Origin of the sequence: Methylobacterium sp. E-005 (genome assembly GCF_022829725.1) — a bacterium.
Classification (GTDB): domain Bacteria; phylum Pseudomonadota; class Alphaproteobacteria; order Rhizobiales; family Beijerinckiaceae; genus Methylobacterium.
Genome location: NZ_JAKSYG010000051.1, coordinates 1 through 22,326, shown reverse-complemented (window position 1 = coordinate 22,326; position 22,326 = coordinate 1). Strand labels below are relative to the sequence as shown.

At 64.4% G+C, this 22,326-nt stretch carries 16 protein-coding genes and 1 pseudogene; 11 read left to right on the top strand and 6 right to left on the bottom strand.

Annotated elements, in window-relative coordinates; genetic code table 11:
- Positions 1-365: 365 nt before the first annotated feature.
- The gene (locus tag MKK88_RS04955) at positions 366-1,508 is read right to left on the bottom strand and encodes an FAD-dependent monooxygenase (protein WP_279602078.1); all 1,143 of its coding nucleotides are present in this window, start codon (positions 1,506-1,508) and stop codon (positions 366-368) included.
- Between MKK88_RS04955 and MKK88_RS04950 the strand changes: the two genes are divergently transcribed.
- The 5 genes from MKK88_RS04950 to MKK88_RS04930 all read left to right on the top strand — a co-directional run bounded on the left by MKK88_RS04950 (position 1,489) and on the right by MKK88_RS04930 (position 6,961).
- On the top strand, positions 1,489-2,250 hold the full coding sequence (locus MKK88_RS04950; protein ID WP_243997487.1) for a TetR/AcrR family transcriptional regulator: 762 nt from the start codon (positions 1,489-1,491) through the stop codon (positions 2,248-2,250). The two genes, MKK88_RS04955 and MKK88_RS04950, sit on opposite strands and share 20 nt — an antisense overlap.
- Positions 2,251-2,407: 157 nt before the next feature.
- Entirely contained in the window at positions 2,408-4,348 is a 1,941-nt protein-coding gene (locus MKK88_RS04945; protein ID WP_243997493.1) for a PAS domain-containing protein, read from the top strand.
- 342 nt (positions 4,349-4,690) lie between these two features.
- Positions 4,691-5,371, top strand: a complete 681-nt coding sequence (rnhA, locus tag MKK88_RS04940; protein ID WP_243997492.1) for a ribonuclease HI — start codon at positions 4,691-4,693, stop codon at positions 5,369-5,371.
- Positions 5,372-5,490: 119 nt separating this feature from the next.
- Entirely contained in the window at positions 5,491-5,718 is a 228-nt protein-coding gene (locus tag MKK88_RS04935; protein ID WP_243997486.1) for a hypothetical protein, read from the top strand.
- Between the two features lie 49 nt (positions 5,719-5,767).
- Positions 5,768-6,961: an adenylate/guanylate cyclase domain-containing protein gene (locus MKK88_RS04930; protein ID WP_243997485.1), complete on the top strand. Its 1,194-nt coding sequence runs from the start codon at positions 5,768-5,770 to the stop codon at positions 6,959-6,961.
- 677 nt (positions 6,962-7,638) lie between these two features.
- On the opposite strand, the gene MKK88_RS34045 is transcribed toward MKK88_RS04930, so the two are convergent.
- From MKK88_RS34045 to MKK88_RS04915, 3 genes and pseudogenes are all read right to left on the bottom strand, one after another.
- A complete protein-coding gene (locus MKK88_RS34045; RefSeq protein ID WP_243997484.1) occupies positions 7,639-7,794 on the bottom strand; it encodes a helix-hairpin-helix domain-containing protein in 156 nt (51 codons plus the stop codon).
- Positions 7,795-7,834: 40 nt separating this feature from the next.
- Positions 7,835-8,878 (bottom strand): annotated as a pseudogene (locus tag MKK88_RS04920) (RNA-guided endonuclease InsQ/TnpB family protein); the annotation flags it as partial.
- Between the two features lie 30 nt (positions 8,879-8,908).
- Positions 8,909-9,064, bottom strand: a complete 156-nt coding sequence (locus tag MKK88_RS04915) for a helix-turn-helix domain-containing protein (protein WP_243997483.1) — start codon at positions 9,062-9,064, stop codon at positions 8,909-8,911.
- 36 nt (positions 9,065-9,100) lie between these two features.
- On the opposite strand from MKK88_RS04915, the gene tnpA reads away from it, so the two are divergent.
- The 4 genes from tnpA (at position 9,101) to MKK88_RS04895 (ending at position 15,667) form a co-directional block, all read left to right on the top strand.
- A complete protein-coding gene (gene tnpA / locus MKK88_RS04910) occupies positions 9,101-9,565 on the top strand; it encodes an IS200/IS605 family transposase (protein ID WP_243997482.1) in 465 nt (154 codons plus the stop codon).
- Positions 9,566-9,704: 139 nt separating this feature from the next.
- A complete protein-coding gene (locus tag MKK88_RS04905; protein WP_243997481.1) occupies positions 9,705-11,261 on the top strand; it encodes an ABC transporter ATP-binding protein in 1,557 nt (518 codons plus the stop codon).
- Between the two features lie 637 nt (positions 11,262-11,898).
- The gene (locus MKK88_RS04900; protein ID WP_409566619.1) at positions 11,899-14,079 is read left to right on the top strand and encodes a TonB-dependent siderophore receptor; all 2,181 of its coding nucleotides are present in this window, start codon (positions 11,899-11,901) and stop codon (positions 14,077-14,079) included.
- A gap of 10 nt (positions 14,080-14,089) precedes the next feature.
- Positions 14,090-15,667, top strand: a complete 1,578-nt coding sequence (locus MKK88_RS04895) for a PepSY-associated TM helix domain-containing protein (RefSeq protein WP_243997479.1) — start codon at positions 14,090-14,092, stop codon at positions 15,665-15,667.
- Between the two features lie 86 nt (positions 15,668-15,753).
- Here the strand turns inward: MKK88_RS04895 and MKK88_RS04890 are convergent, their stop codons facing one another.
- Positions 15,754-16,020, bottom strand: a complete 267-nt coding sequence (locus tag MKK88_RS04890; protein WP_243997478.1) for a hypothetical protein — start codon at positions 16,018-16,020, stop codon at positions 15,754-15,756.
- A 303-nt stretch (positions 16,021-16,323) separates the two neighbouring features.
- Positions 16,324-16,842, bottom strand: coding sequence for a hypothetical protein (locus tag MKK88_RS04885; RefSeq protein WP_243997477.1), 519 nt, complete (start codon positions 16,840-16,842; stop codon positions 16,324-16,326).
- Positions 16,843-16,857: 15 nt separating this feature from the next.
- Between MKK88_RS04885 and MKK88_RS04880 the strand changes: the two genes are divergently transcribed.
- Positions 16,858-20,331 carry a peptidoglycan-binding protein gene (locus MKK88_RS04880; RefSeq protein ID WP_243997476.1) on the top strand — a complete coding sequence of 1,158 codons (3,474 nt, stop codon included), beginning with the start codon at positions 16,858-16,860 and terminating at the stop codon, positions 20,329-20,331.
- The coding region (locus MKK88_RS04875; protein WP_243997475.1) for a DUF4011 domain-containing protein at positions 20,328-22,326 on the top strand (1,999 nt) is incomplete at its 3' end. The genes MKK88_RS04880 and MKK88_RS04875, both read left to right, overlap by 4 nt.

Below are 22,326 nucleotides of genomic sequence, written 5' to 3'. Positions count from 1 at the left end.
GATCGTCGCTTGTCTTAGCCATTTATATTCTTCGCAACGCGATCTCATATGGCGGCGCACTGTGAAAGCGTCGACATTTTGTAAATGTTCGTCATCGGCTACAGCGGTGGGTGATCCCGGTGATGTTCAACGGTGTCGACTAGCAAAGCAAGCCAGTTCAGCGCCGGCAAGCTGTCACCACCGCATTGCGGCTGCTCATACCGGTTGGATAGTCAAAAAGCAGACGTTCCAAGGGGCCGCAAGAGGGCGTAAGCGGTCCCGACAGCCATGTCCGCTCATAAGCATCTGGCTGCCGGAAGCGGACGGACTGGAAACCACCCAACCCAGCCAAACGGACCGTCGTCGGAGCTTCTCCAAAGCGGCCGTTAGATGCCGATGTCACCGATGGCCAGTTTGCGATCTCGCTCCGCCATTTCGGCCTCGTCGCCGGGAAACAGCATCTGTACGCTGTCGGTAGCGGCCCGTTCTTGAACTTGCTCAACGAACGGCCGTAGCCCTTCCTCATAAGCGTAAAATGCGGCGGCATGGTTGTCCGGATGCCGCGCCAGGGCGTCGGCCAGCCTTCCCGCGCCGATGATAGCCATCGAACCACCGAGGCCTGCGAACGGGGACACGCAGTAGCCGGCGTCACCGACGAGAGTGATGCGCCCGTGCGTCCAAGTCGGCATCTTGATCTGGCTGATCCGGTCAAAATAGAAGTCGTTGTCCTCGCCCATACGGGCGAGCATGTCCGGCACCTTCCACTCCAGACCGGAAAAATGTTCCCTGATCATGCGACGTTGCTGATCCTTGTTGCGGTAATCGTACTCGATCTCGCCGGCCGTGCGGAACCCAAAGCCGATATCCGTGCGATCGTCATAGCCGTTCAGCATCGCCATCCGCCCAGGAACGGCAAAGACCTCCGAGCTGTTCGGTTTGAGCAGTCCGGTGTCTGGTACCACTTTGAGGTAAAAATACCCGCCCATGAAATGAGTGAACTGCTCACCATCGCCGAACACGAGCTTGCGCGTATTGGATCGGTTTCCATCGCAACCACATATCAGTGCGAATTCCTGCTGGCTGCCGTCGCTGAACGTCACCGACACCGCCTCCGGACGCTCCTCGATTGCCACGATCGAGCGGTTGAACCGCAGTTCCACATCGTCCTCGATCGCGTCCGACAGTACATCCAACAGATCGTCCCGGTGGATCTCGTAGCGCGGCCCCGCCTCATCGTCGGGGTGGTGGGCCATTTCGCCCAGCGATGCATTTTTCGCATCCTTAAAGGCGAAGCGTCGAGGCGGAAGCGCTCTGGCCCGAACAGCGTCCATCAGCCTCATGCGAGTCAGAATGGCGATTGTCTCGCCCTCGATGTCGACGGGCGTCCCGCCGCGCCGCAGGCCCGGTGCGACCTCCACCACTGTGACGCAGTATCCAAGCCGGTTCAGCCAGAATGCTGTCGCCAAGCCGGCGAAACCTGCGCCGCTGACGAGTACGGATCGCGACCCGGTGCAGGAGGCACGGGACATCACGGTTGACGTAGGCATGCCGTCACCTCAAAATAATCTCGATACAAAACTATACCGAGTATATTTTTTCGTGCAGGAACAGGCAAGCCCCCCGCTGGATAGGCGCACACGGAAGCGGCTGGCGACGCGCCAAGCCATCTCCGATGCGGCCACGCGCCTGTTCATGGAGCACGGCTTCGATCAGGTGACGGTCGACGAGATCGCGGAGGCCGCCGATGTCGGCCGCATGACCGTGTTCAATCATTTTCCCCATAAGGAGGACATGTTCTTCGACCGCGAGGACGAGGTTCGTGAAATGGTGTCCGCGGCCATCCACGGGCGGGACGAGGGAGCGAGCCCCGTCACGGCGCTGCGCTTGCTCGCTCACCGCTGTATCGAGGATCGGAACCCGCTCCTTCCGCTTTTTGGTGCGCCGCTGAGGTTCGTGGCGACGGCGCTAGCGAGCGAAGCGCTGAAGGCGCGCGCCCGTCAGATGTCCAGCGAGTTCACGAACGTTCTGGCAGCGATGCTGGCAAGGTCGGTCGATCGACCGGCGGACGATCCCGTTGCGCATCTGTTGGCGGGCTTGCTCGTAGCTACGTGGAGCGTGGCATTCTTCGAAGGATATAACGTGGCTGACACGGGCGGCGACGCCGCGGCCGCCGGTCGAGTGTTTCTACCTCTCATCGATCGAGGTTTCCTGGCCGCCGCAGCTGCGGCAGCGGGAACACCCTATGTCGAAGCGGGCCCACACCGTCGATGAAGGCGGGCATTCATCGGTTGTTTGCGTGAGGTGCGATCAAAAATCTCATCGCCCACGTCACGCTCGTTTAACCAAAAGCTCCATACATCGCCCCGTGCCGTTGCGGCACGTGGAGACGTCTGCGGTGCCGCTGTTCGACACCAACCTACGCGCCTTGATGGCGGCCATCGACAAGTCCCGGGCTCGGATCGAGTTCACCCCCGATGGGACCGTTCTCGCCGCCAACGACCTGTTCCTCGGTTTGATGGGCTACAGCTTCACAGAGGTGAAGGGCCAGCATCACACGCTGTTCGTCCCGGTCGCCGAGCGTGACGGCGAGGAATACCGCACGTTCTGGGATGCCCTGCGTCGTGGTGAGGCACAGACACGCGAGTTCAAACGCATCGCCAAGGACGGTCGTGCCGTCTGGATCCAGGCCACGTACAATCCCGTGCTCGACCGCGGCGGGCGCGTCACCCGGATCGTCAAATTCGCCACCGACATCACCGCGCAGGTCCAGCGCAACATCGATCACGATGGACAGCTCGATGCCTTGCACCGCTCGCAGGCGGTGATCGAGTTCGCCCTCGATGGTACCATTTTGACCGCCAACCAAAACTTTCTCGACGCCGTCGGCTATCGCCTGGACGAGATTCAGGGACGCCATCACAGCCTGTTCGTGGATGCCGCCGAGCGGGCCGACGCGGCATACCGTGCCTTCTGGGACCGTCTTGGACGAGGCGAGTTCGCCGCCGGCGAGTTCCGACGCATCGCGAAGGGTGGTCGCGAGGTGTGGATCCAGGCGACCTACAACCCGATCCGGGATCGAGTTGGCACGCCGGTGAAGGTCGTCAAATTCGCCACCGACGTCACAACCCAGAAGCTGCAGACCACCGACGCGATGGGCCAGCTCGCCGCTGTCAACCGGTCCCAGGCGGTGATCCAGTTCGCCCCTGACGGGACGGTGCTCGACGCCAACGCGAACTTCCTCGAGGCGGTCGGCTATCGGATCGAGGAGATCCGCGGACAGCGCCACGCCATGTTCGTTGAGCCCGGCTACGCGCAGACGCCAGACTACGTGGCATTCTGGGACCGGTTGCGAGCCGGTGAGTTCGCCACCGGCATGTTCCAGCGCTTCGGCAAGGGCAGTCGTCCAGTCTGGATCCAGGCGAGCTACAACCCGATCTTCGATCCGAACGGACGGCTGACTAAGATCGTCAAGTACGCGACCGACGTCACTGCCAACATGGAGGCACGCTCGTTGGCGGTCGAGGCGGCGGAACGAACCCTCGACAACGTCCAGGCCGTCACCGATGCCGCCGAGACCATGAACGCGGCCGCACTAGAGATCTCGTCCAGCATGGCGCAGTCGAAATCGGTCGTCGACGACATCCACGGCCGCGCCAGCGAGGCGAATGCCGCGACAGACCGCCTGCAGGCTGCGGCCGGAGCGATGGGCGGCGTCGGCGCAGTCATCGCGGGCATCGCCCAGCAGATCAACCTGCTGGCCTTGAACGCGACGATTGAGGCGGCCCGCGCTGGTGCGGCGGGCAAGGGCTTCGCGGTGGTTGCCACCGAGGTGAAGGAGTTGGCTGGTCAGGCAGCTGCCGCCACAGCGCAAATCAGCGGAGAGGTCGCCGGTATGCAAGCCGTATCCGCCGAGGTGGCGACCGGCCTGACGACCATCACCGCGGCGATCGCGACGATCAGCGCGCACGTCGATGGCGTGAGCGGCTCCATGGACGAACAGGCGCGCGCGACGGGGGATATCCTGTCCAGCATGCGACAGGCGGCTGGCGGCGTATCGAGCATCAGCATGAGCCTGGACAATTGGACCGTCGGCATGGAGGAGCGGCGCAACGAGCGCCGGACCCGCGTTCTCATGCCGGCCAGCATCCAAGTGCCTGACCGCGGGCCTATCGCGTGCTCGATTCGTGATCTCTCGGACGGTGGTGCGCGGCTCCATGTGCGGATGCACGCTCAGGTTCCAGAGCGGTTCGATCTGACCATCGATGCCGACGGGCGGCGCTTTAGCTGTGAGATCCGGCATCGCTCCGGGACCTGCATCAACGTGCAGTTTCGCTCCGCTATCCCAGTTGGGATAAAACGCATGGCGTGATGGTACGGCGAGAGCGACTTGCTTGGCTTCGCCCTCGACGGATCAGGCGACGCGCTGCTCCCTCGCTTCCCCGGTGAATTCGCTGGCCGCCGCTAGGCCTGACTGCGGCAGTGCGAGTTCGACGTCGGCCAATCGAGCATCACCCGGCATGTGGCTTGGCACCTCCGCGCTAGGTACAAGCGAGATCAACCGCGCCGTTCCGCATATCGCGCGACCGATCAGGTGTCGGGATGCTTTGCCGAGGCCGAGACAATCGCGGGCTCAGAAACGATCTGTCAGCCAAATTTGGCCATGGATGGCGCGCCTCAATCGACGACCTGCCATCGAGGGACCGACGCCGAAATGCGAACGCTTGTCTATGCCGACGGTGGGTGCGATCCGAACCCTGGGCCTGGTGGTTGGGGCGTCGTCATTGCGGCTCAGGACGGCACCGTCGAATTGTGCGGCGGGGATCCGACTAGCACGACCAACAACCGCATGGAGCTGACGGCCGCGATCAAGGGGCTCGAACATTTCCCGGCCGGTGCCGCGATCGAGATGCGATGCGACAGTCAGTACGTCGTCAAATCGGTGACCGAGTGGATGCGCGGCTGGAAAGCGAAGGGCTGGCGCACGACGACAGGCGAGGTGAAGAACGTCGACCTGATGAAGCGCCTCGACGAACTGAACGCCGCGCGCGACGTGAAATGGACTTGGGTCCGGGGCCATGCCGGTGACCGCCTCAACGAGCGCGCGGACGCTCTCGTCCACCGGGGTCGTCGGGAAGCGAAGCTCGGCAAACCCGAGTCTTCGACCCGGGCAGCCGCTGATCAGGCCGCCATTGCCGCACCGCCTGTGCCGAGCCAAGGTGCCGTCTTGCGCGTCGATCTCGCCCTGGGCCTTCAGATCAGTCGTGCCGCAAAGGCGGCCGGCATCACGCCCGACGCTTTGATCGACGACGCGATCCGTTTCTACCTCGCGTTGGGACCCGACGCAGTCGAACGTCTGCGATCAAGCTACGGGCAGAGCGAAGACCCAGTGTGACGTCTTCCTGGCGGTGCATCGAGCAATTTTGCTCCCGAGTCTTAGACGTGCCAATATCTCGGGCGCATGTAGCGGTTAGGTGCTGCGGGCCGCGGGCGAGCCCGTATGTGGAGCTGCCCATGTCGCACGACAGCCTGGATCGACGCCAATCCATTGCGTGCGTGTTTCAGCGTTCGGCCTCCCGATGTCTGTCAATTGGCCATCAGAGCATCGCTGTGCCGGGCCTGATCGCTTCTCGAGCCTTCGCAATCTTTACAAACGGAACGATCGTGAAGCTCGTTCAACCTTTTGGAACGACGTTCCTCGGGAGCGGCGATCTCAATCGCTCCGGCTTGCGGAGCGGCTGAACGGACGCTAGCCCAGCCATCCAGGCATCACCTTCGCCGTACGTCGCATATGTCTTCAGATTCTGACGTCATCGTCCCGATCGCCGATCTGCCCGCGTGGATCGTGCAGCAGGTGATTGAGACGAACGATGGCGGTCGCGTCATCGCCGGGATCGGCCAAAGCCTCGTTGCGGCGGGTATGCCGTTGCGGCTCATGGGCTTCGGCACACCGTCGCTGAGTGTCGAACACCGCGGCGTTTTTCTATCCTGGCGGCCGGGTTCTGCGGTCGAGCGTGTGTTCGCGCCCCACGGCGACGTTGCGTTCGAGCGCACGCCGATCAGCGCCGCGCTGGATGCGGAGCGGTACTTCGTACGTTGGGATCTCGCGCGTGGCGAGGGGTGCGCCGAACTGCCGATCTTGGAACGCTTACGGATGGAGGGCTGTACCGAGTACCTGCTCGACATCGTCGGGTTTCCGCCCGGCACAGGTCTGCGTGGTGTCGGGCTGTTCTACGTGACAGATCGGCCGGGAGGCTTCACCGAGGCGGACCTCGTGATCCTGCGCAGCCTGCGAGACGTCTCCAGCTTGGCGGTTTTCCGCTTCTCGCTCTCGTACGCTTTGACCAACCTGCTCGATGCCTATGTCGGAACCCGAACCGCGGCGCACGTTCTGAACGGCCGGGTGTGTCGTGGCGAAGGAGAGTTGATCTCGGCAGCGATCCTCATGGTCGATTTGAAGGGGTTCACCAGCCTCGCGGATCGCGAAGATCCTCATCGTTTGGTCGGCTGGCTCGACGAGCACCTCGACGCCTTGGGCTGCGACGTTGGACGGTACGGTGGTGACATCTTCAAATTCACCGGCGATGGATTCATCGCGGCATTCCGCGCGGAGAATGCCGCTACGCCGTGTGAAGCCTGTCGCGGTGCCCTGGCTGCCGCACGCGCGGGTCTCGCCCGCAACAGAGCGTTGGCGGCGCAGCGGCAGGCCGCGGGTGAGCCCTGGCTCCCGGCGGACCTGGCGCTTCACTACGGACACGTCGTCTACGGCAACATCGGAACGGCCGATAGGCTGGACTTCACGGCCATCGGCCGTGCCGTGAACGAGGCGAGTCGCATCGAAGCCCTATGCGACGAGACCGGTCGCAACCTATTGATCTCCGACAGTTTTGCTCGCCGATGTGAAGACGACCTTCTCGATCTCGGCGCTTTTCCATTGCGCGGCGTGACCGGCACCCGACGATTGTGGACGGTGTCCGAGGCATAGAGCGTCTATGTTGCGCGACGGCAGCCATGACATTGCGCGTCGATCGCCATCGATCTTCGCGCCTTTGAAGCACACAGCCTCAGCCAACGGTGCCCCCGGAATAGGTCCGAGTGCCTGGATTGCAATCGGACCGCTGCCAATGCCCCGCTGCAACGGCATCGGAGCGCCGGGGGCACGTCTGCTTCGCTCTGCGCCGTTTCCAGTGCGTTGGCCTGACATCCTGGGGAGCGAGGGGGCACCTACGCGTACGATACGCATCCGCCGATCGGTGGTGGCGATCCCCTGTGATCCAGCGAGTTTCCACTCAGCGGTCTATGAGGATACTCCTGCCCTACCCACCGGGCACGTCACGCTTACGCCCTGCGGAAAACGAGACTTCGTCCCGATCGCCAGAACCACAGCGGGGATCGTAGAGAGGACGCCCCTCGGCGCGGTTCGCACGGATCCGTTCACGCAGTTGCACGGCGCGTTCGGCGATGGCTGATGCGTCGCATATGCGACACGGGCCTCCGCGACCGGCGGCAAGGCATGTATTCGGTCGCTGGCACGTCCGACGAATCATCTCTTGGAGCATAGGCTTACCGCCTGGATGTGGCCACCGTGCCACGAGGCAAGCCACCCAAGCCGCCGAAGCCCGGGTACGACGGTCCAATTTCGGGTGTCCGTCGTACCTGTCGTCACTCGGTCGGACCGGCCACTGTCACAGCCTCGTCGACGCCATCGGTCTTGCCGGCGAGGCCTGGAACCTCATCGAGTTGACGCAAGCTGGTGAAGCGGCCCCGCTCCTCACGATACCGTACGATCTCAAAACCGTGGCCTTTGAGGGCCGGCACCTTGTCGAGGTCATCGGCCGTCGCCGTATTCAGATCAATCTTAACATCTTCCCCGACCTGAAGGACGGGGATTTTCGGAGATCGTAAGAACTCGTCCAGTTGACACTTCAACGGGTTGCTGATGCAAACCCTCTACGTCCAGCAACGGTGTGTTCCACCGCCGTCGAATGTTGATCGCCGCGTTGGTGTCTGCGTGATCGGTGTGGCCGCAATCGATGCAGACGAAGCGCGCTTGGCTCTCGCGGCTTCTCGCATCGACCACACCGCATGCCGCGCAGGTCTGCGACGTGAACCGGGCAGGCACGCTCACGACTTGCCCGCCTCTCTCCTCCATCTTGTAGGTCAGGATCGTCGCGAACTGATGCCAGCCCGCATTGAGGATCACCCGGTTCAACCCGGCTTTCTGCCGCACATTGCGGCCGGGTTCGGCCACTGTACCCCGCGCGCTGGCGGTTATCCCGCGCGTGTTCAGGTCTTCGAGCACGGCCACGCCGTACCGCCGAGCGATGTCGAGGGCGGCGCGGTGGTGGAAGTCGCGCCGGATGCGCGCCTGCCGGGCCTGGAGCCGGGCGACGCGAGCCTGTGCGCGGCGACGGCGGTTCGATCCGCGCTTCCGGCGGGCGACGACGCGCTGGGTTCGGCGCTTGGCGAACTCGATCTGCTCCAGGCTCGCGGGCATCGTGATCGTCGCGCCCGTGGACAGGGCGAGCGTGGTGGCGACGCCGCGATCGATGCCGACCACCTCGGCGCTCGGGGCGGTCGCCTCGTGTGCGACCTCGCAGGTGAAGGCGACGTGCCAGCCGAGCACGTCGAGGGAGACGGTGACGTTCTTCACGACGCCGCGCATCGGATGGCTATCGCGATACTTCACCCAGCCGATCTTCGGCAGGCGCACGGCCGACCAGTTCGCATTGAGCCTCCGCGTCGCAACTTCTCGGCCGGGGAACCGGAACGTGTCGTCCACGCTGCGGCGTCGGGGCCGCGGGAAGCTCGCCCGACCCGCGAAGAAGTTCTGGAACGCCCGGTCGAGGTCGCGCAGGGCCTGCTGCTGGCAGGACACGTAGACGGCGCGCACCCAGTCGAACTCAGCGCGGAGTCGAGTTAGATCGGCGGCCTAGGCATTGTACCCGAGCGGGTGCTTCCGACCCCAGGTCGCGCGCTGCTCCAGGGCGAGGTTGTAGGTCAGGCGGCAGACGCCCGCGAATTGCCGGAACAGGGCCTCCTGCTCGGGCAGCGGTTCCAGCTTGTAGCGGAAGCCACGGGCGATCATCCTCGGACCGTACAAGTCGGTCTGAGGAGTCGCAACATGGGAGTTCGCAGAGGACGGCACGTCGTTTTTGCACTCCACGCGCACTTGGTCTTCATCACCAAATACCGTCGCGACGTGCTGTCCGCGCTCGCGATCGGCGACCTCCGCGTGATCTTCGCCAAAGTCTGTCGCGACTTCGAAGCCGAGCTTGTCGAGTGCTCGGGCGAGGACGACCACGTCCATCTGCTGGTGACCTATCCACCGAAGGTCAGCCTGTCGAAGCTCGTCAACAGCCTAAAGGGCTTGTCGAGCCGCAAGCTTCGGGACACGCGCCCCGAGATTACCGGCCGCTACCACCAAGGCGCGCTCTGGACCCCGAGCTACTTCGTCGCCTCGTGCGGCGGCGCGCCGTTGTCCATCATCGCGGAGTACGTCCGGAATCAGCGAGCCGAAGCGACCGCCGGCCGCTGTCGCTTACCTGCCCGGCCTGAACGGCGGGGTTTCTCGCAAGAAGACCGATGACAATTTGCATCTTTGGCCTCGGCAGCTCATTGCGGACGCGTGAGATTATGACGCCTACCGGGCTAGAATGATTACAATTACAAAGTATTTGCTGAAATCCTATTGGCGTGAGGCTCGCTTAGCTACGGTTACGGTGGTCGTGGCGACGGTGATCGGTGCGGTCACGGCAATCGCGGCCCCTTACCTGTTCTCACGTGCCATCGATGAACTCACCAAAGCTGTCGATCGCGCCGACATCATGCAAAGCTTGATGGCCTACGCGCTTCTGTTCGGATGCGCGAAGGCCTTCGCATACGGCGCACGCTTCATGATCTTTCTCTGTGCGGAGCGCATGGCCTTCATCGCGAATACCGCTTTCTTCGCGCGCTTATTGCATAAGACGCCCGCCTTCTTTCTGGAGCACAACGCAGCTGAGATCGGCACAGCGCGCCAGCAGGGAACGCACACCCTCAACATCGTCACGCAGCTCGGCCTCGGCGGTATCCTCCCCGGGTGCGTGCAGATTGCCTTCAGCGTCGCTCTGTTGGGCAAGCTGGTGAGCTGGGACATCGCGCTTGTCGTTTTAGTCTACGGGGTCATCGTGGTCGCGCTCGATTATATTCGGATCGGTCGCGTGCAGCCCGCTCTCGATAAGGCGATGAGTCAAAGCCAAGCGAACGCGCATCTCATCGGCAATGCCATCGCTGTGATCGATACGTTGCGACAGACGCGCGGCGAGCGCTGGATCACCGAGCGGTTCACCGCAAGCGCTTTCGAGACCTTCGCCAATTGGCGGCGCTATGCTTTGGTAAGCAGCGCTTTCTGTGGAGTCCTCGGGGTTGCGGCTGCGCTGCAATTGGCCGTCACGTTCCTGATCCTCGTCCCACGCTACGAGAGCGGCCTCGTCTCGATCGGCGGCATCGTGCTGTTCAACACGCTGCTGGTCCAGCTCAACGAGCCGTTCCACCTGATTGGCATGGCGATCAAGGAGACGGTCGAAGCAGCTGCTCGCTTTCGTCCCCTGGCGGCGATGTGGACGGCCCCAGAGGAGCGGGACCCGGAAGATCCCCTGCCCTATCGCCCAACCCAGGGCATCCTGGCGTTCGAGGGCGTCGCCTTTCGCTATCCGAACGGACGGGGCGTATGCGACGTTTCCTTCGTCGCCCGACGTGGAACACCGACCTTCCTCACCGGTGAAACTGGATCGGGCAAGTCGACCGTCGTACGTCTGATGTTGAAGGGATTGCAGCCGATCGAAGGACGCATCCTGGCCGACGGAACAGATCTCGCCCGCGTCACGAGCGATGCCTGGTTCGCCCATGTCGGCGTCGTCCCACAGGATGTGGCCCTGCTGAACGACACGCTCTCCACCAACATCGTGCTGGGTCGTTCGTTTGATGCAAATCGCCTGCGCCAAGCCACCACTCAGGCGTCCATCCTGTCGCGCATCGAGGCGATGCCGGAAGGGTTCGATACCATGGTGGGCGAACGGGGTCTCAAGTTGTCCGGCGGCGAGCGTCAACGCATCGCCATCGCCCGTGCGCTTTACGGGGAGCCGGCGATCCTCGTTCTCGATGAGGCGAGCTCAGCTCTCGACGAAGAGACCGAGCGACAGATCATGGACGGTCTGCGGGACCTCGCGGATCGCTTGACGATCATAGCCGTTACGCACCGCACCTCGATCATACGTCCCGGCGATCAAGTCCTCCGCATGTAGGCCCAGCCGGGCGATTTGGAGAAGCCCGAATAGAATCCTTCTGATATCTATAAAATTTCGATCTTTCGGCGTAGAAAATGGATGGATCTCTGCTGCTTAAATTAAACAAAGTTATTAATATAACTCACTGAGGTGCAGATATCTCGACGTTCCATCGGAAAATGTCCGATCTTCAGGGGCGCTTCAGGCAGCATTGCGCCTCATGTCGAAATTTGCTCGGAAGCGCCTGCCATGGCTTCGCCGAACGGCCGGATGGTTTCATTCCTCGCGGCGGTAGCTCGAGATCGTCGGTACTCGGCGAGTGGACGATGCGCCGGTACACCCTCTCCCTAACTGATACGGCACCTTTGAACTTCATTAGATCAATGACAATGTACGTTCACTCATATTGTGTCTCATAAAGCACAGACTCATCACCTATCCGTGATTAGAAGCGATCGACCGATAATCGAACCGTCGTTCGAGGTGGTTTAGAGTCTTTATAATGTCAAATGGTTGGATTTCCCATTCCGATGGCGGGATGAAATTCCATGCGCTGGGATTCATTCTGTCAACGACTTGCGCAGTTTGCTGGGCTGGCATCGCCGTGGCCCAGCAAACTGCAGCCACAGACGTGGAGTTGTCCGAACTCAGTGTCATGGGCGAGACGAGCGGGCGCACTCTGAACGGCGATCTGTACGGGCGCGGTGGTGCCGCGGGTGCTGTCCCTGGGTACGTCGCCAGCCGCAGCACGGTCGGCACGAAGACGGATACGCCGATCGTCGAGACCGCGCAGTCGGTCTCCGTCATCGGTCGGCGGCAGATCGAGGATCAGAATGCCCTGACGATCAACCAAGCGCTGCGCTATACGCCGAGCGTCACCACCGAGCAGCGGGGCGGCGCTGGCTCGACGCGACTGGAGCAGTTCTACATCCGCGGCTTCACCGCGCCGCTCTTCCTCGACAACATGGCCCTGCCTGGCAACCGCGATGCCTTCCCGACCGTCGATCCCTACCGTCTGGAGCGCGTCGACATCATCAAGGGGCCTGCTTCAGTCCTCTACGGGCAATCCGGTCCGGGCGGCATCGTCAATCTCGTCTCGAAGGTGCCCCAGTTCGTTCGCCATGGCGAAGTCTTCCTGCAGGGCGGCGGCTTCAGCGAGGTCCGCGGCGGCTTCGATGTCGGCGGCCCGATCGCGTCGGACATTCCGGGGCTTGCCGACCAGTTCGCCTACCGGGTCATCGGGCTCGGCTGGAACGGCGACGGGCCCGCGGTGACCACCAAGGTCGAGCGTGCGTTCATCAGCCCAAGCATCACGTGGCGGCCCTCCACCGACACGTCGCTCACGATCATCGGCAACTACCAGCGGGATCCGTTCTCAGGCTTCTACGGCGGCTTCCCGGCCGTCGGCACGATCTTCGCGCGCAACTTTGGCAACGGCATCTTCGGTCGGCTGCCGGTGAACTTCTACGACGGCGATCGCAACATCGAGCGCTCCGATCGCACACAAGCCTCGGTGGAGTACCTGTTCGACCAGCGCTTCGGTGAGAACCTGCGCTTCCATTCGGCCGGACGCTACCTGCGCTCGAACGGCGACTATCGCAGCGTGTTCACGACCTTCGGCGACGTCAACGGCCCGTACACGAGCGGACCGATCATCGGTCGCTCTGTCGGCGGCACCCAGGTCGACATCGAAGCCTACACGATGGACAACAACTTCATCGCTGACTTCGATACCGGTCCGATCGCCCACACGGCGCTGCTCGGCGTCGATCATCGGACTTTCAGCACGCGGTCGGTCACCGGCCCGTTCCCGGCAACGACGAGCTTGAATGCGCTTGCCCCCGACCATGACCTGCCAATCCGGTTCCCGGCATTCACATCGACGTCGCGGATCGACGCGCAGCAGACCGGCGTGTACTTCCAAGATCAGGCGAAGGTCGACGGCTTCATCCTGACGCTCGGCGGCCGCTACGACACGGCCCGTCAAACCGGCCCGACCCGCACCTTCTCCCCGACGAACAGCCTAGCTATCCAGGACGTGCCGGCTGAAGCCTTCACCGGCCGCGCCAGCCTGCTCTACCTGTTCGACAGCGGTGTAGCCCCGTATGTCTCCTACAGTGAGGCGTTCGAACCGATCGTCACCGGACGCATCTTCGACCGGTCCTTTGGGACCGCCGGCCGCATTCCAGACCCGATCTCCAGCAACCAGTACGAAGCAGGTATCAAGTACCAGCCCCCCGGCACCGACATCCTGCTGACCACCGCCGTCTTTGACATCCGCCGTTCGAATGCGACCACCACCGATCCAAACAATCCCGGTTTCGTCGTGCAGACCGGAGAGGTCGGCGTACAAGGCATCGAGTTCGAGGCGCGGGCGACCATCGCTGAGGGTCTCAGCTTGATCGGAGGCTTCTCGCTCCTCGACATCCGCAACGTCCGCGACACCGGCTTCACCACGAACGACCTTACCCGCCGACAGGTGCCGCTCCAGGGACTACGGCCGGTGCAGGTTCCCGACACGACCGCCTCGCTGTTCGTCGACTACCGCTTCACCGAGGGCCCACTGTTCGGCCTCGGCCTCGGCGGAGGCGTGCGCTATCTCGGACCGTCATGGGGCGACCCGGCCAACACCTTCCAGGTTCCAGAGAGCGTGCTGGTCGACGCCGTCGTCTCCTACGACATGAAGCACTTCGATCCGCGGCTGACCGGACTGACGGCGCAGCTCAACGTGCAGAACCTGCTCGATGAGCGCTACGTCACCGGCTGCTTCACCTACTCGGGTTGCTATTACGGCCTACCGCGCACGGTCTATGCGACCCTACGCTATCGCTGGTGAGGTTCGCGCTATGGGCAAGACCTTCCGGCAGTCGATGGCGTGGCTGCACGCTTGGTCCGGCCTCGTCGTTGGCTGGATCCTGTTCGCCGTCTTCGTGACCGGCACGGCGAGCTACTACCGGACCGAAATCTCGCAGTGGATGAGGCCCGAACTCCGGTACGGCCGGACGTTCGGCTCTGCGGAGCTGGCGGCGGCGGCCGATCGTGGTGTCTCTTATCTGCAAGCGCATGCGGGAGGTGCGCGAACGTGGTTCATCACGCTACCTCGGCCCGAGATGCCGGTGCTGGAACTGTTCTGGCGAACGGGTCCCGGCCGCCCCCCGGGCCACATCCTGCTCGATCCAGACACCGGTGCGCTGGCTGCGGTGCGGGACACGCGGGGCGGAGACTTCCTCTACCGCTTCCACTTCGAACTTAGCCTTCCACCGCTTTGGGGGCGCTGGATCGTCGGCATCTGCGCGATGATCATGCTGGTCGCACTGATCTCGGGCGTCATCACGCACCGGCGCATCTTCATCGATTTCTTCACGTTCCGGCGGCGTGCCGATCAGCGCGGCTGGCTCGACGTCCACAACGTCACGGGTGTTGTTGCCCTGCCGTTCCACCTGATGATCACATACACGGGGCTTATCACCTTATCGTTCATGTACATGCCGTGGGGCTTGAAGGCGGCCTACCAGGGTGACACGCAGCGGTATTACGTCGAGTCGGGCCAGATCACCGCACCGCGTCCTCCGACGGGATCCGTCGGCACTCTCGCACCCGTTGGGCTCATGGTCGTGCAAGCGACCGCTCGGATTGCCCAGCCGCTGGAGCGACTCACGATCGTCAACCCGAGGGACGCGAACTCCACTGTCGTGGCCGTGTTTGAGGAGCCGCACGGCCTATCGCACCAGCATCCGCAGATCGCCTTCGACGGTACCACCGGTGAGATCGTCGAGATCCGCGCGGGCGACTTAGGGCCAGCGACCGCGACCTTCACAACGATGGTCGGCCTGCACGAGGCGCATTTTGCCGGCCCGGCGCTACGAGTGCTGTTCTTCCTCTCGGGCTTGTCAGGCTGCGCCATGGTGGCCACAGGTCTCGTGCTCTGGTCGGTGGCACGGCTACCCAAGAAGGCTGCCGCGTCGCCGATACCGTTGGGCCACCGGCTCGTCCACGCTCTCAACGTTGGGACCGTAGCCGGACTGCCGATCGCGGTGGCGTGCTACCTCCTGGCCAATCGCCTGCTGCCCGCCGCGATGCCTGCCCGTTCCGACGTCGAAGTACAGGCTTTCTTCGCCGGGTGGTTGCTGACCGCCCTTCCAGCTTTGTTCCTCGCTCCTCGTCGAGCATGGATCATCGCGTTGGCAACGGCTGCCGCTGGATTTCTAGCGGTCCCGATCATCGACGGCGTGACGACAGACCACCATCTTTTCGCGAGCTTGAAAGAAGGCGATACGGTATTTGTAGCTTTTGATACTATTAGCTTCTGCGTCGCAGCAGGGTTCGGGTTTGCTGCTTACGCTCTCACTAAACGCCGAGTTGCCTCAGGGCGACTTGAGAAAGACGCGTTGCGGGTGGGCGTCGGAACACAATCGTCGATCTAGATGTTCGGTCCCGTTGTGCGGCCTCAGAACGCTAAGATTTACTGACCGTACGCTCGGTGGCAGACCGCGCAGCGGCAAGCGATTGATCAGGCTGGATTCGGACGCGCCGCCATGACGGCCATCGCGATTGCGACCCGGAACGTTTTTTCGTGCGGCCCTGACCGCCTCGCGATGTCCTCGGGGCTAACCGCCGAAGCCACGGCAGCGGCGATGTCGAGGCGGTGGCCGCTGGCGAACTCGTAAGGACCCACTGATGGATTGTGCATGTAGGCATCGATTGCGGCTACGATCTCCTGGCTGCTGATGCGGCCGACCCTGCGTAGGTCGGCAACAGTCGGTGGTGCGGCGATCATCGTTGGGGGTCGAGCCTCAAAGTGTTGTCGATCGCGATGTCGATGCACCGCCACGCGACAAACCCGTGCTGCGTGTCTTCTGCAACCTTGAATAGGAAGCAGGAACCGGCGACACAGCTCAAAACAGAGTTGTAGGGTGTCGCCATGGCTCGGGGAGGATGGTGCGGATTTCCGCCGCTGATGGTGGCCCTCGCCTGTACGGGGCCGGCCCAGGCGCAAGTTTCGCCGGTCGACATCTTCGGGACTCTGATCGGTGCCGCCCAGGCGCAGGCGGCGCGCGAGGCTTGGGCACGGCTGTCGAGCTCAGATCGCTCCTGCCTCGATCGTGCCCTCGCCCGCCAGAATGCCGACATCGCCAGTTTGGCCCAGCGCGGCATCGGCCCGGACGATGGCCGGTTGAGCGGGGTGTTCGCGCAATGCCGACGCTTCACCGAACCGAATCTCAAGCGCGGTTACAGCTGCACGGTGCCGGACGATAGCGGATGGTCGATCACGACGACCTGCAACCAGACGTTCGCTTACCGAAATGGAGATGGCCGCATCCAACCCGTCGAACCGCGGGAGGCGATCGACCTTCATTTCTCGGGCACCCGGATTATCGTCGCCGATGTCGAGACCGGCGAGGCGCGTGAGACGCGCCGGGCTCGCGCGGAAGCGCAGGGACGCGCCGAGCAGCTTCAGGTGCTCAAAGGATCGTTGGCGACCTATCAGCGGGACCCCTCCCCTGTCGTCCGGTCCGAGATCGCTCGGATCCAGAGCCGCATCGATCAGCAGCTCGGCGCGCGCACCGGGCCATCCGCGCCCGATACCGAAGTGATCCAACGCGAGATCGGTGGGTTGGCCGCACTGTCTCAGGGCGAGACCCTGCGCATGGCCGCCCTCGATCGGATGAGTGGCCTGCGCGCGCAGGCTGAAGCCCGAACGAAGACCGATGTGCCCGACGGCCTGCGCAAGCGTCTGGCCGACTTGCGTAAGGACGCCGTATCGGTCTCCGAGTTACCTCGGGCGGCCGCGCCGATGAAGACGGTGGGTCCGATGCGCGATCTCGGGCCCTCGTTTGATTGCGACCGGGCGAATACGCCCCTCCCCACCTTGATCTGCGAGGATGCCGGCCTGCGGCGCGTCGATCTCGACATGGCCCGGGCGTTCTACGCGCTCCGTCAGCTTCACCCAGAGGCCGCTGCCGAACTCAAGGAAGCCTCGAACGACCTCGTGAAGCGCACGCTCACCGCTTGTCGCATCCCGGAGACCGGCAAGGTTATGGCGGCCGTTCGGAAGGCCATCCCCTGTATCTCCGCAACCTACCAGCGTCAGCGGGATGCGTGGTCCGCCCGCGTCGCTCGTGAGGGGCCGCCCTCGGCCCGACAGGAGATCGCCCGGTCGCTCGAGGAGCATATCCGCCTGCAGGAGGCGCTGCGTAACGCTGGCTATCTCCCCGGCGACGCGACCGCGGACGGCGTCTACGGCGGTGTAACGCGCAAAGCGCTCGTCGCGTTCGCCGAGGCCGAAGGTATGGCCGCCGATGGTTTCCTCGGCGATGGGCTCGCCGCCAAGCTGGGGCGCGGTTCGACCTCAGCGCAGAGCGTCTCCCTGGTCACCGATCCAAGCCTCCCGGCGCGCATCGACGCCGTCGGACGGCGCTACGAGAGCTACCTCGCGGATCTCGGCGTCGAGGAGCGGGATCGCAGCGCGCGCCTGCAGGCGCAGCGTCAGATTGACGAGCAGCGAAAGCGCGTCGAAGCTCTCTTGGCCGGCCCCGTCCCGGAGGACCTCCGGCCGGAACTCGCCGTGTTGGTCCAGCAGTTCGATGTGGCCGCGCCGAAGGATTTGCCAAAGGCGGCCGAAGCGCTTCAGCAGCGCTTCTCCCAGATCGAGCCACGGGTGCGAGAGGCCGAAGCGATCCAGCGTGCGGTCACCGACAGGAACCGCTTCCTCGTGGATGGCGACCCTGGCGATCTCTTGCTGCTGTACAACAGCTCGCCGCGCGCGGTCGCCGTCGTGCGCGGTCTCGACGGCAACCTCGTGTTCGATCCCGAGCGCACCGTCGCATGCGCGGTGCCGGAAGCGCCGGCCGACCGCATCGCCCTGGAGCAGCTGGTCGCCAAGGCGCGTAGCCTCGGTGCACCGGTCAAGGAGACGCTGCCTCCGTGCAGCGGAGCGCAGCAGCAGAGTGCCGACCTCGTCGTCTTCGAGCGCGGCGCTTTACGCACGCAGGTTGGTCTGTTCCAGACCATCGCCTCTGCCGTCGACACGGGCGTGTTCACCCTCGGCGGCACGGTGCCGAAGTCGGACATCGAGGCCGCACGCCAGGCGGAAGGGATCCGCGCGGCCGAGTCCGAGAGCGAAGTCACGCGCGGAACCTCGGATGGCTTGGCCGTGCTTGCCTTCGGTCCCGGATCCCGCACGGTTTGCCGGATCGCGGCCGGGGACAAGAGCCTGCACGATCAGCTCCTGCAACCCTACGAGGCCTTGCTGACGGCGGAGCTACGCGGCGTGACGACGACGGTGACCGCGAACGCCGACGGGGCCTTCCTGTCGATCAAGCGCGGGCAGTGTGGGGCCGTCTATGGGACTGCCAAGGACCTGGCCGCGCTCGTGAAGGGGCTCACCCGCGACGGTGTTACGTTCCGATACCTGCCGATCTGGATCACGCCCGAGGCCGTCAGCAAGGTACAGGCCGCGCTGACGGAGCAACAGGCCGCCAAGCAGCGCGATCGCGAGCAGGACGAGCATCGCCGCGAGCGCGATGCGGCCGCGCGCAGCCGTGTCGCCCTCGTCGATCGGCTGAAGCGTGATCAAGCCGAGGCCGAGCTCACCCTCAAGGGCGGTATCCCGCAGGATCTTCAGACGTTCCTCAGCGGCTTCGTCACTGAGGTCGCGAGCATCGAGACCGAAACCCCCGATGCCAGGCTCGGGGAGCTCGCGGACGCCTATGCCGGGAGGCGCGTCCGCATCGACGAGGCGGCGCGGCTCGCCCGGGCGGTCACGGCGAAAAGCCGCTTCTTGATGGACGGCGACCGCGGCGACCTGATCATCCTGTACAACGACAGCGGCAAGGCCCCGTCGGTCGTGCGCAATCTGCGCGGCGAGTTGGTGTTTGAGGACGGGCGCGCCGCCGCCTGCCTGTATCACGCTCCGCTGTCCGACGTGTTCATGAACCGTCAGATCCGCGACCGGAGCGCCGCGCTCGGAGCCAAGCTCGACCTGCCGCTTGCATCATGCGGCGCGAACAGTCTCGCCCAGCAGGATCTCGTCTTCGCCGAGCGCGAGCGCCTTCTGCGCGAACCGGTCGACCGCGTGATCGGCTTGGTCGAGGCGGTCAACGGCAACCTGTTCGCCCGGCTTGACGTCGTCGCGGCGGGGGCGCTCACGGCCGCCAAGCAAGCCGAGGCCGCGCGAGCCAGCGAGATCGAGGCTCGGGTTCGCGGTCGGACGGGGGACGGGTTCGGGATCGTCGTCGTACCCAACGCGTCGAGCGTGCTGTGCCGGGTCGCACCGAACGACGCGGAGGCGCATACGGCCATCCTGGTGCGTCTCGACGACCGGATCGGGGACGAGTTGCCCGGCCAGCTGGTGATGACCCCGACCTCGGCAGACGGAGCATTCATCGCGATCAAGCGCGGCGAATGTGGTGCGGTCTACGCCGCGGCGACCGACCTCGCCGCGCTCGACGAGGCCATGAATAGAGACGGCATCACGCACCGCTATCTGCCGATCTGGATCGAATCCCGCGAGATTGCGCAGACGCGGGACGCGATCGAGCAGGGCAAGACGCGCGACACGCAACAGCAGGTCGAGCGACAGCGCGAACTCGAAGAGCGCAAGAAACTCGACCTGGAAAGGCAGAACGAGGCGGGCGTGCGCCGGGCCGCGCAGGAGCGGGTTCTGCGCGCGCAGTACGGCGAGCGCGCCCGGTTCTTCGAGCAGGCGCTCGGTGAGGAAGCCCGTGCCTTCGCCACCGGCACCCAACCGGCGGCCTTTATCGATCGGTACCCGAAGCTCGCCCGACACTATCAGGCACAGCGCGACGACCGCTGGGAGTTCATGGCGGTCGAGACGCAGGTGCTCGACTACGGCACGGCGTTGTACAAGGATCGACCACTGGAGACGGCCCTGGCGACGACGCGGATCAAGATGCGCAACCGCATCAAGGGCGAGTACCAAGACGTCTGCTACGTCACGGGGTTCATCAACGACGCCGAGTTCAGCGTCGTACGCGATCCGTTCGGAGAGTCTTGCGACGATGTCGGGGGCAAGCTCGCCCGGTACAAGATGGGCAAACACTTCACCAGCCGCTGGATCGTGCCGTGAGCGAAGCGATGATCGAAGCCGATGCCGAGATGGTCGTGCCGCCCGGCGTCCGGATTACGTGCGCGGCGACCGAGCACGTCAGTCTCGCGTACCACGAAAACGCGATCCCGGTCGTCCGCGAGATCGTCGTCACCAACGCGACCGAGGTGGATCTCCGCGATCTCAAGGTGCAGATCGAGAGCCGCCCGGCGGTGGTCCAGCCGCTGACGCTGCGCATCGATCGCGTTCCGGCCGGTGCCGACCATCACATCGAGACGCCCGATCTGCGCCTCGACGCCGGCCTGCTCGGGGGCTTCACCGAGGCGAGCCGTCTCGAACTGACGGTGTCGTTGAGCGATGCAGAGGGCGAACGCGCCAGAACAGTCGCCGAGCTTCGCCTGCTGCCGCCGACGCACTGGGGCGGCGGGCGCAGCGCGCCCGAACTCCTCGCCGCGTTCGTGCGCCCGAACGATCCGAGTGTCGACGTCGTCCTGCGCGACGCCGCGACCAAGCTCGGCGACGCTGGACGTGAGACCGGCCTGAACGGATACACCGCCGGCAAGAAGGCCCGGGCCTGGGAGCTCGCCGAGGCGATCTGGGCCGCCCTCGCGGATCGGCGCATCGCCTATGTCCTGCCGCCCGCAAGCTTCGAGCAAGCCGGTCAGAAGGTGCGGGGTCCAAGCGATGTGCTGGAGCGCCGGGTCGGCACCTGCCTCGACCTGTCGCTGGTCTACGCCGCCAGTCTGGAACAGGCCGGGCTCAACCCGGTGCTCGTGCTCACCGCAGGCCACGCCTTCGTCGGCGTCTGGCTTCAGGATGAGGACTTCGCCAGCGCCGCCGTCGACGACATGCAGCTCCTGCGCAAGCGACGCGACCTGCAGGACCTGATCTTGGTCGAGACCACCCTTCTCACCTTCAATCCGCCAGCGGCGTTCAAGATGGCGGTCACCCAGGGGGCCGCTCAGGTCGAGGACGAGGCACCCGCCGCCCTCGAGGTCGCCATCGACGTCCGGCGCTGTCGGCGGCGCGGGATCCGCCCGATGGATCTCGGTGGCGGCAAGCCTGTCGACGTCACGCCGGCTGAGATCGCGCCGCTGAACCAGGGGCTGTCCGCTCCGCCTACCTTCGAAGACGAAGTTCGACCGGTCGCCGAGGAAGCCGCGGAGGGTCCGGTCGACCGACTGGAGCGCTGGAAGCGAAAGCTGCTCGACCTGACGCTGCGCAACAAGCTCCTGAACTTCAAACCGGGCAAGGGCTCCGTCATCTTGGAGTGCGTCTCGCCCGGGGCGCTCGAGGATGGCTTGGCGGCCAAGCGCGAGTTTCGCCTTAAACCGGTGTCCGACGTGCTCGGCGGGGCGGACGAGCGCAGCGCCGAACTCTACGCGCGTCGGCATCACGACGACGCCCGGCGAAGCTACCTCGAAGCCGCCCTCGCCCGGGGCGAGCTGTACACGACCGCGACCGAAGCCGATCTCGATCGCCGCTTGCTCGACCTGTACCGCCTTGCGCGCAACGGCTTTGAGGAAGGCGGGGCCAACATCCTCTTTCTCGCGATCGGTTTCCTGTCGTGGACGAGGAAGGAAGGCGAGGATCCCTACCGAGCCCCCCTCCTTCTCATCCCGGTCTCGCTCAAGCGATCCAGCGTGCGCGCCGGCTTTCGGTTGGCGCTGCACGACGACGAGGTTCGGATCAATCCGACCCTTCTGGAGATGTTGCGCGAGGATTTCCGGCTGCGCATGCCCGAATTGGAGGGCGAGCTACCGCGGGACGATTTTGGGTACGACGTCGACGGCATCTTCCGGATCGTGCGGCGGCACGTAAAGGAACTGCGCGGTTGGGAAGTGGTGCCGGACGTCGTGCTCTCAGCGTTCTCGTTCACCAAGTACCTGATGTGGCGCGATCTCGTCGACCGCGCCGACCTCCTGAAGCGCAACCCGGTGGTGCGCCACCTCATCGACACCCCAAAGCATTCCTACGGCGACGGTGCGCCGTTCCCGGAACCGCAGCGTCTCGACC

Excerpts from the sequence above, each read along its gene's own strand:
- MKK88_RS04955 (WP_279602078.1), bottom strand. The coding sequence starts at position 1,508 with ATGTCCCGTGCCTCCTGCACCGGGTCGCGATCCGTACTCGTCAGCGGC.
- MKK88_RS04945 (WP_243997493.1), top strand. The coding sequence starts at position 2,408 with ATGGCGGCCATCGACAAGTCCCGGGCTCGGATCGAGTTCACCCCCGAT.
- rnhA (WP_243997492.1), top strand. The coding sequence starts at position 4,691 with ATGCGAACGCTTGTCTATGCCGACGGTGGGTGCGATCCGAACCCTGGG.
- MKK88_RS04935 (WP_243997486.1), top strand. The coding sequence starts at position 5,491 with ATGTCGCACGACAGCCTGGATCGACGCCAATCCATTGCGTGCGTGTTT.
- MKK88_RS04930 (WP_243997485.1), top strand. The coding sequence starts at position 5,768 with ATGTCTTCAGATTCTGACGTCATCGTCCCGATCGCCGATCTGCCCGCG.
- MKK88_RS04915 (WP_243997483.1), bottom strand. The coding sequence starts at position 9,064 with ATGATCGCCCGTGGCTTCCGCTACAAGCTGGAACCGCTGCCCGAGCAG.
- tnpA (WP_243997482.1), top strand. The coding sequence starts at position 9,101 with ATGGGAGTTCGCAGAGGACGGCACGTCGTTTTTGCACTCCACGCGCAC.
- MKK88_RS04900 (WP_409566619.1), top strand. The coding sequence starts at position 11,899 with ATGGGCGAGACGAGCGGGCGCACTCTGAACGGCGATCTGTACGGGCGC.
- MKK88_RS04895 (WP_243997479.1), top strand. The coding sequence starts at position 14,090 with ATGGGCAAGACCTTCCGGCAGTCGATGGCGTGGCTGCACGCTTGGTCC.
- MKK88_RS04890 (WP_243997478.1), bottom strand. The coding sequence starts at position 16,020 with ATGATCGCCGCACCACCGACTGTTGCCGACCTACGCAGGGTCGGCCGC.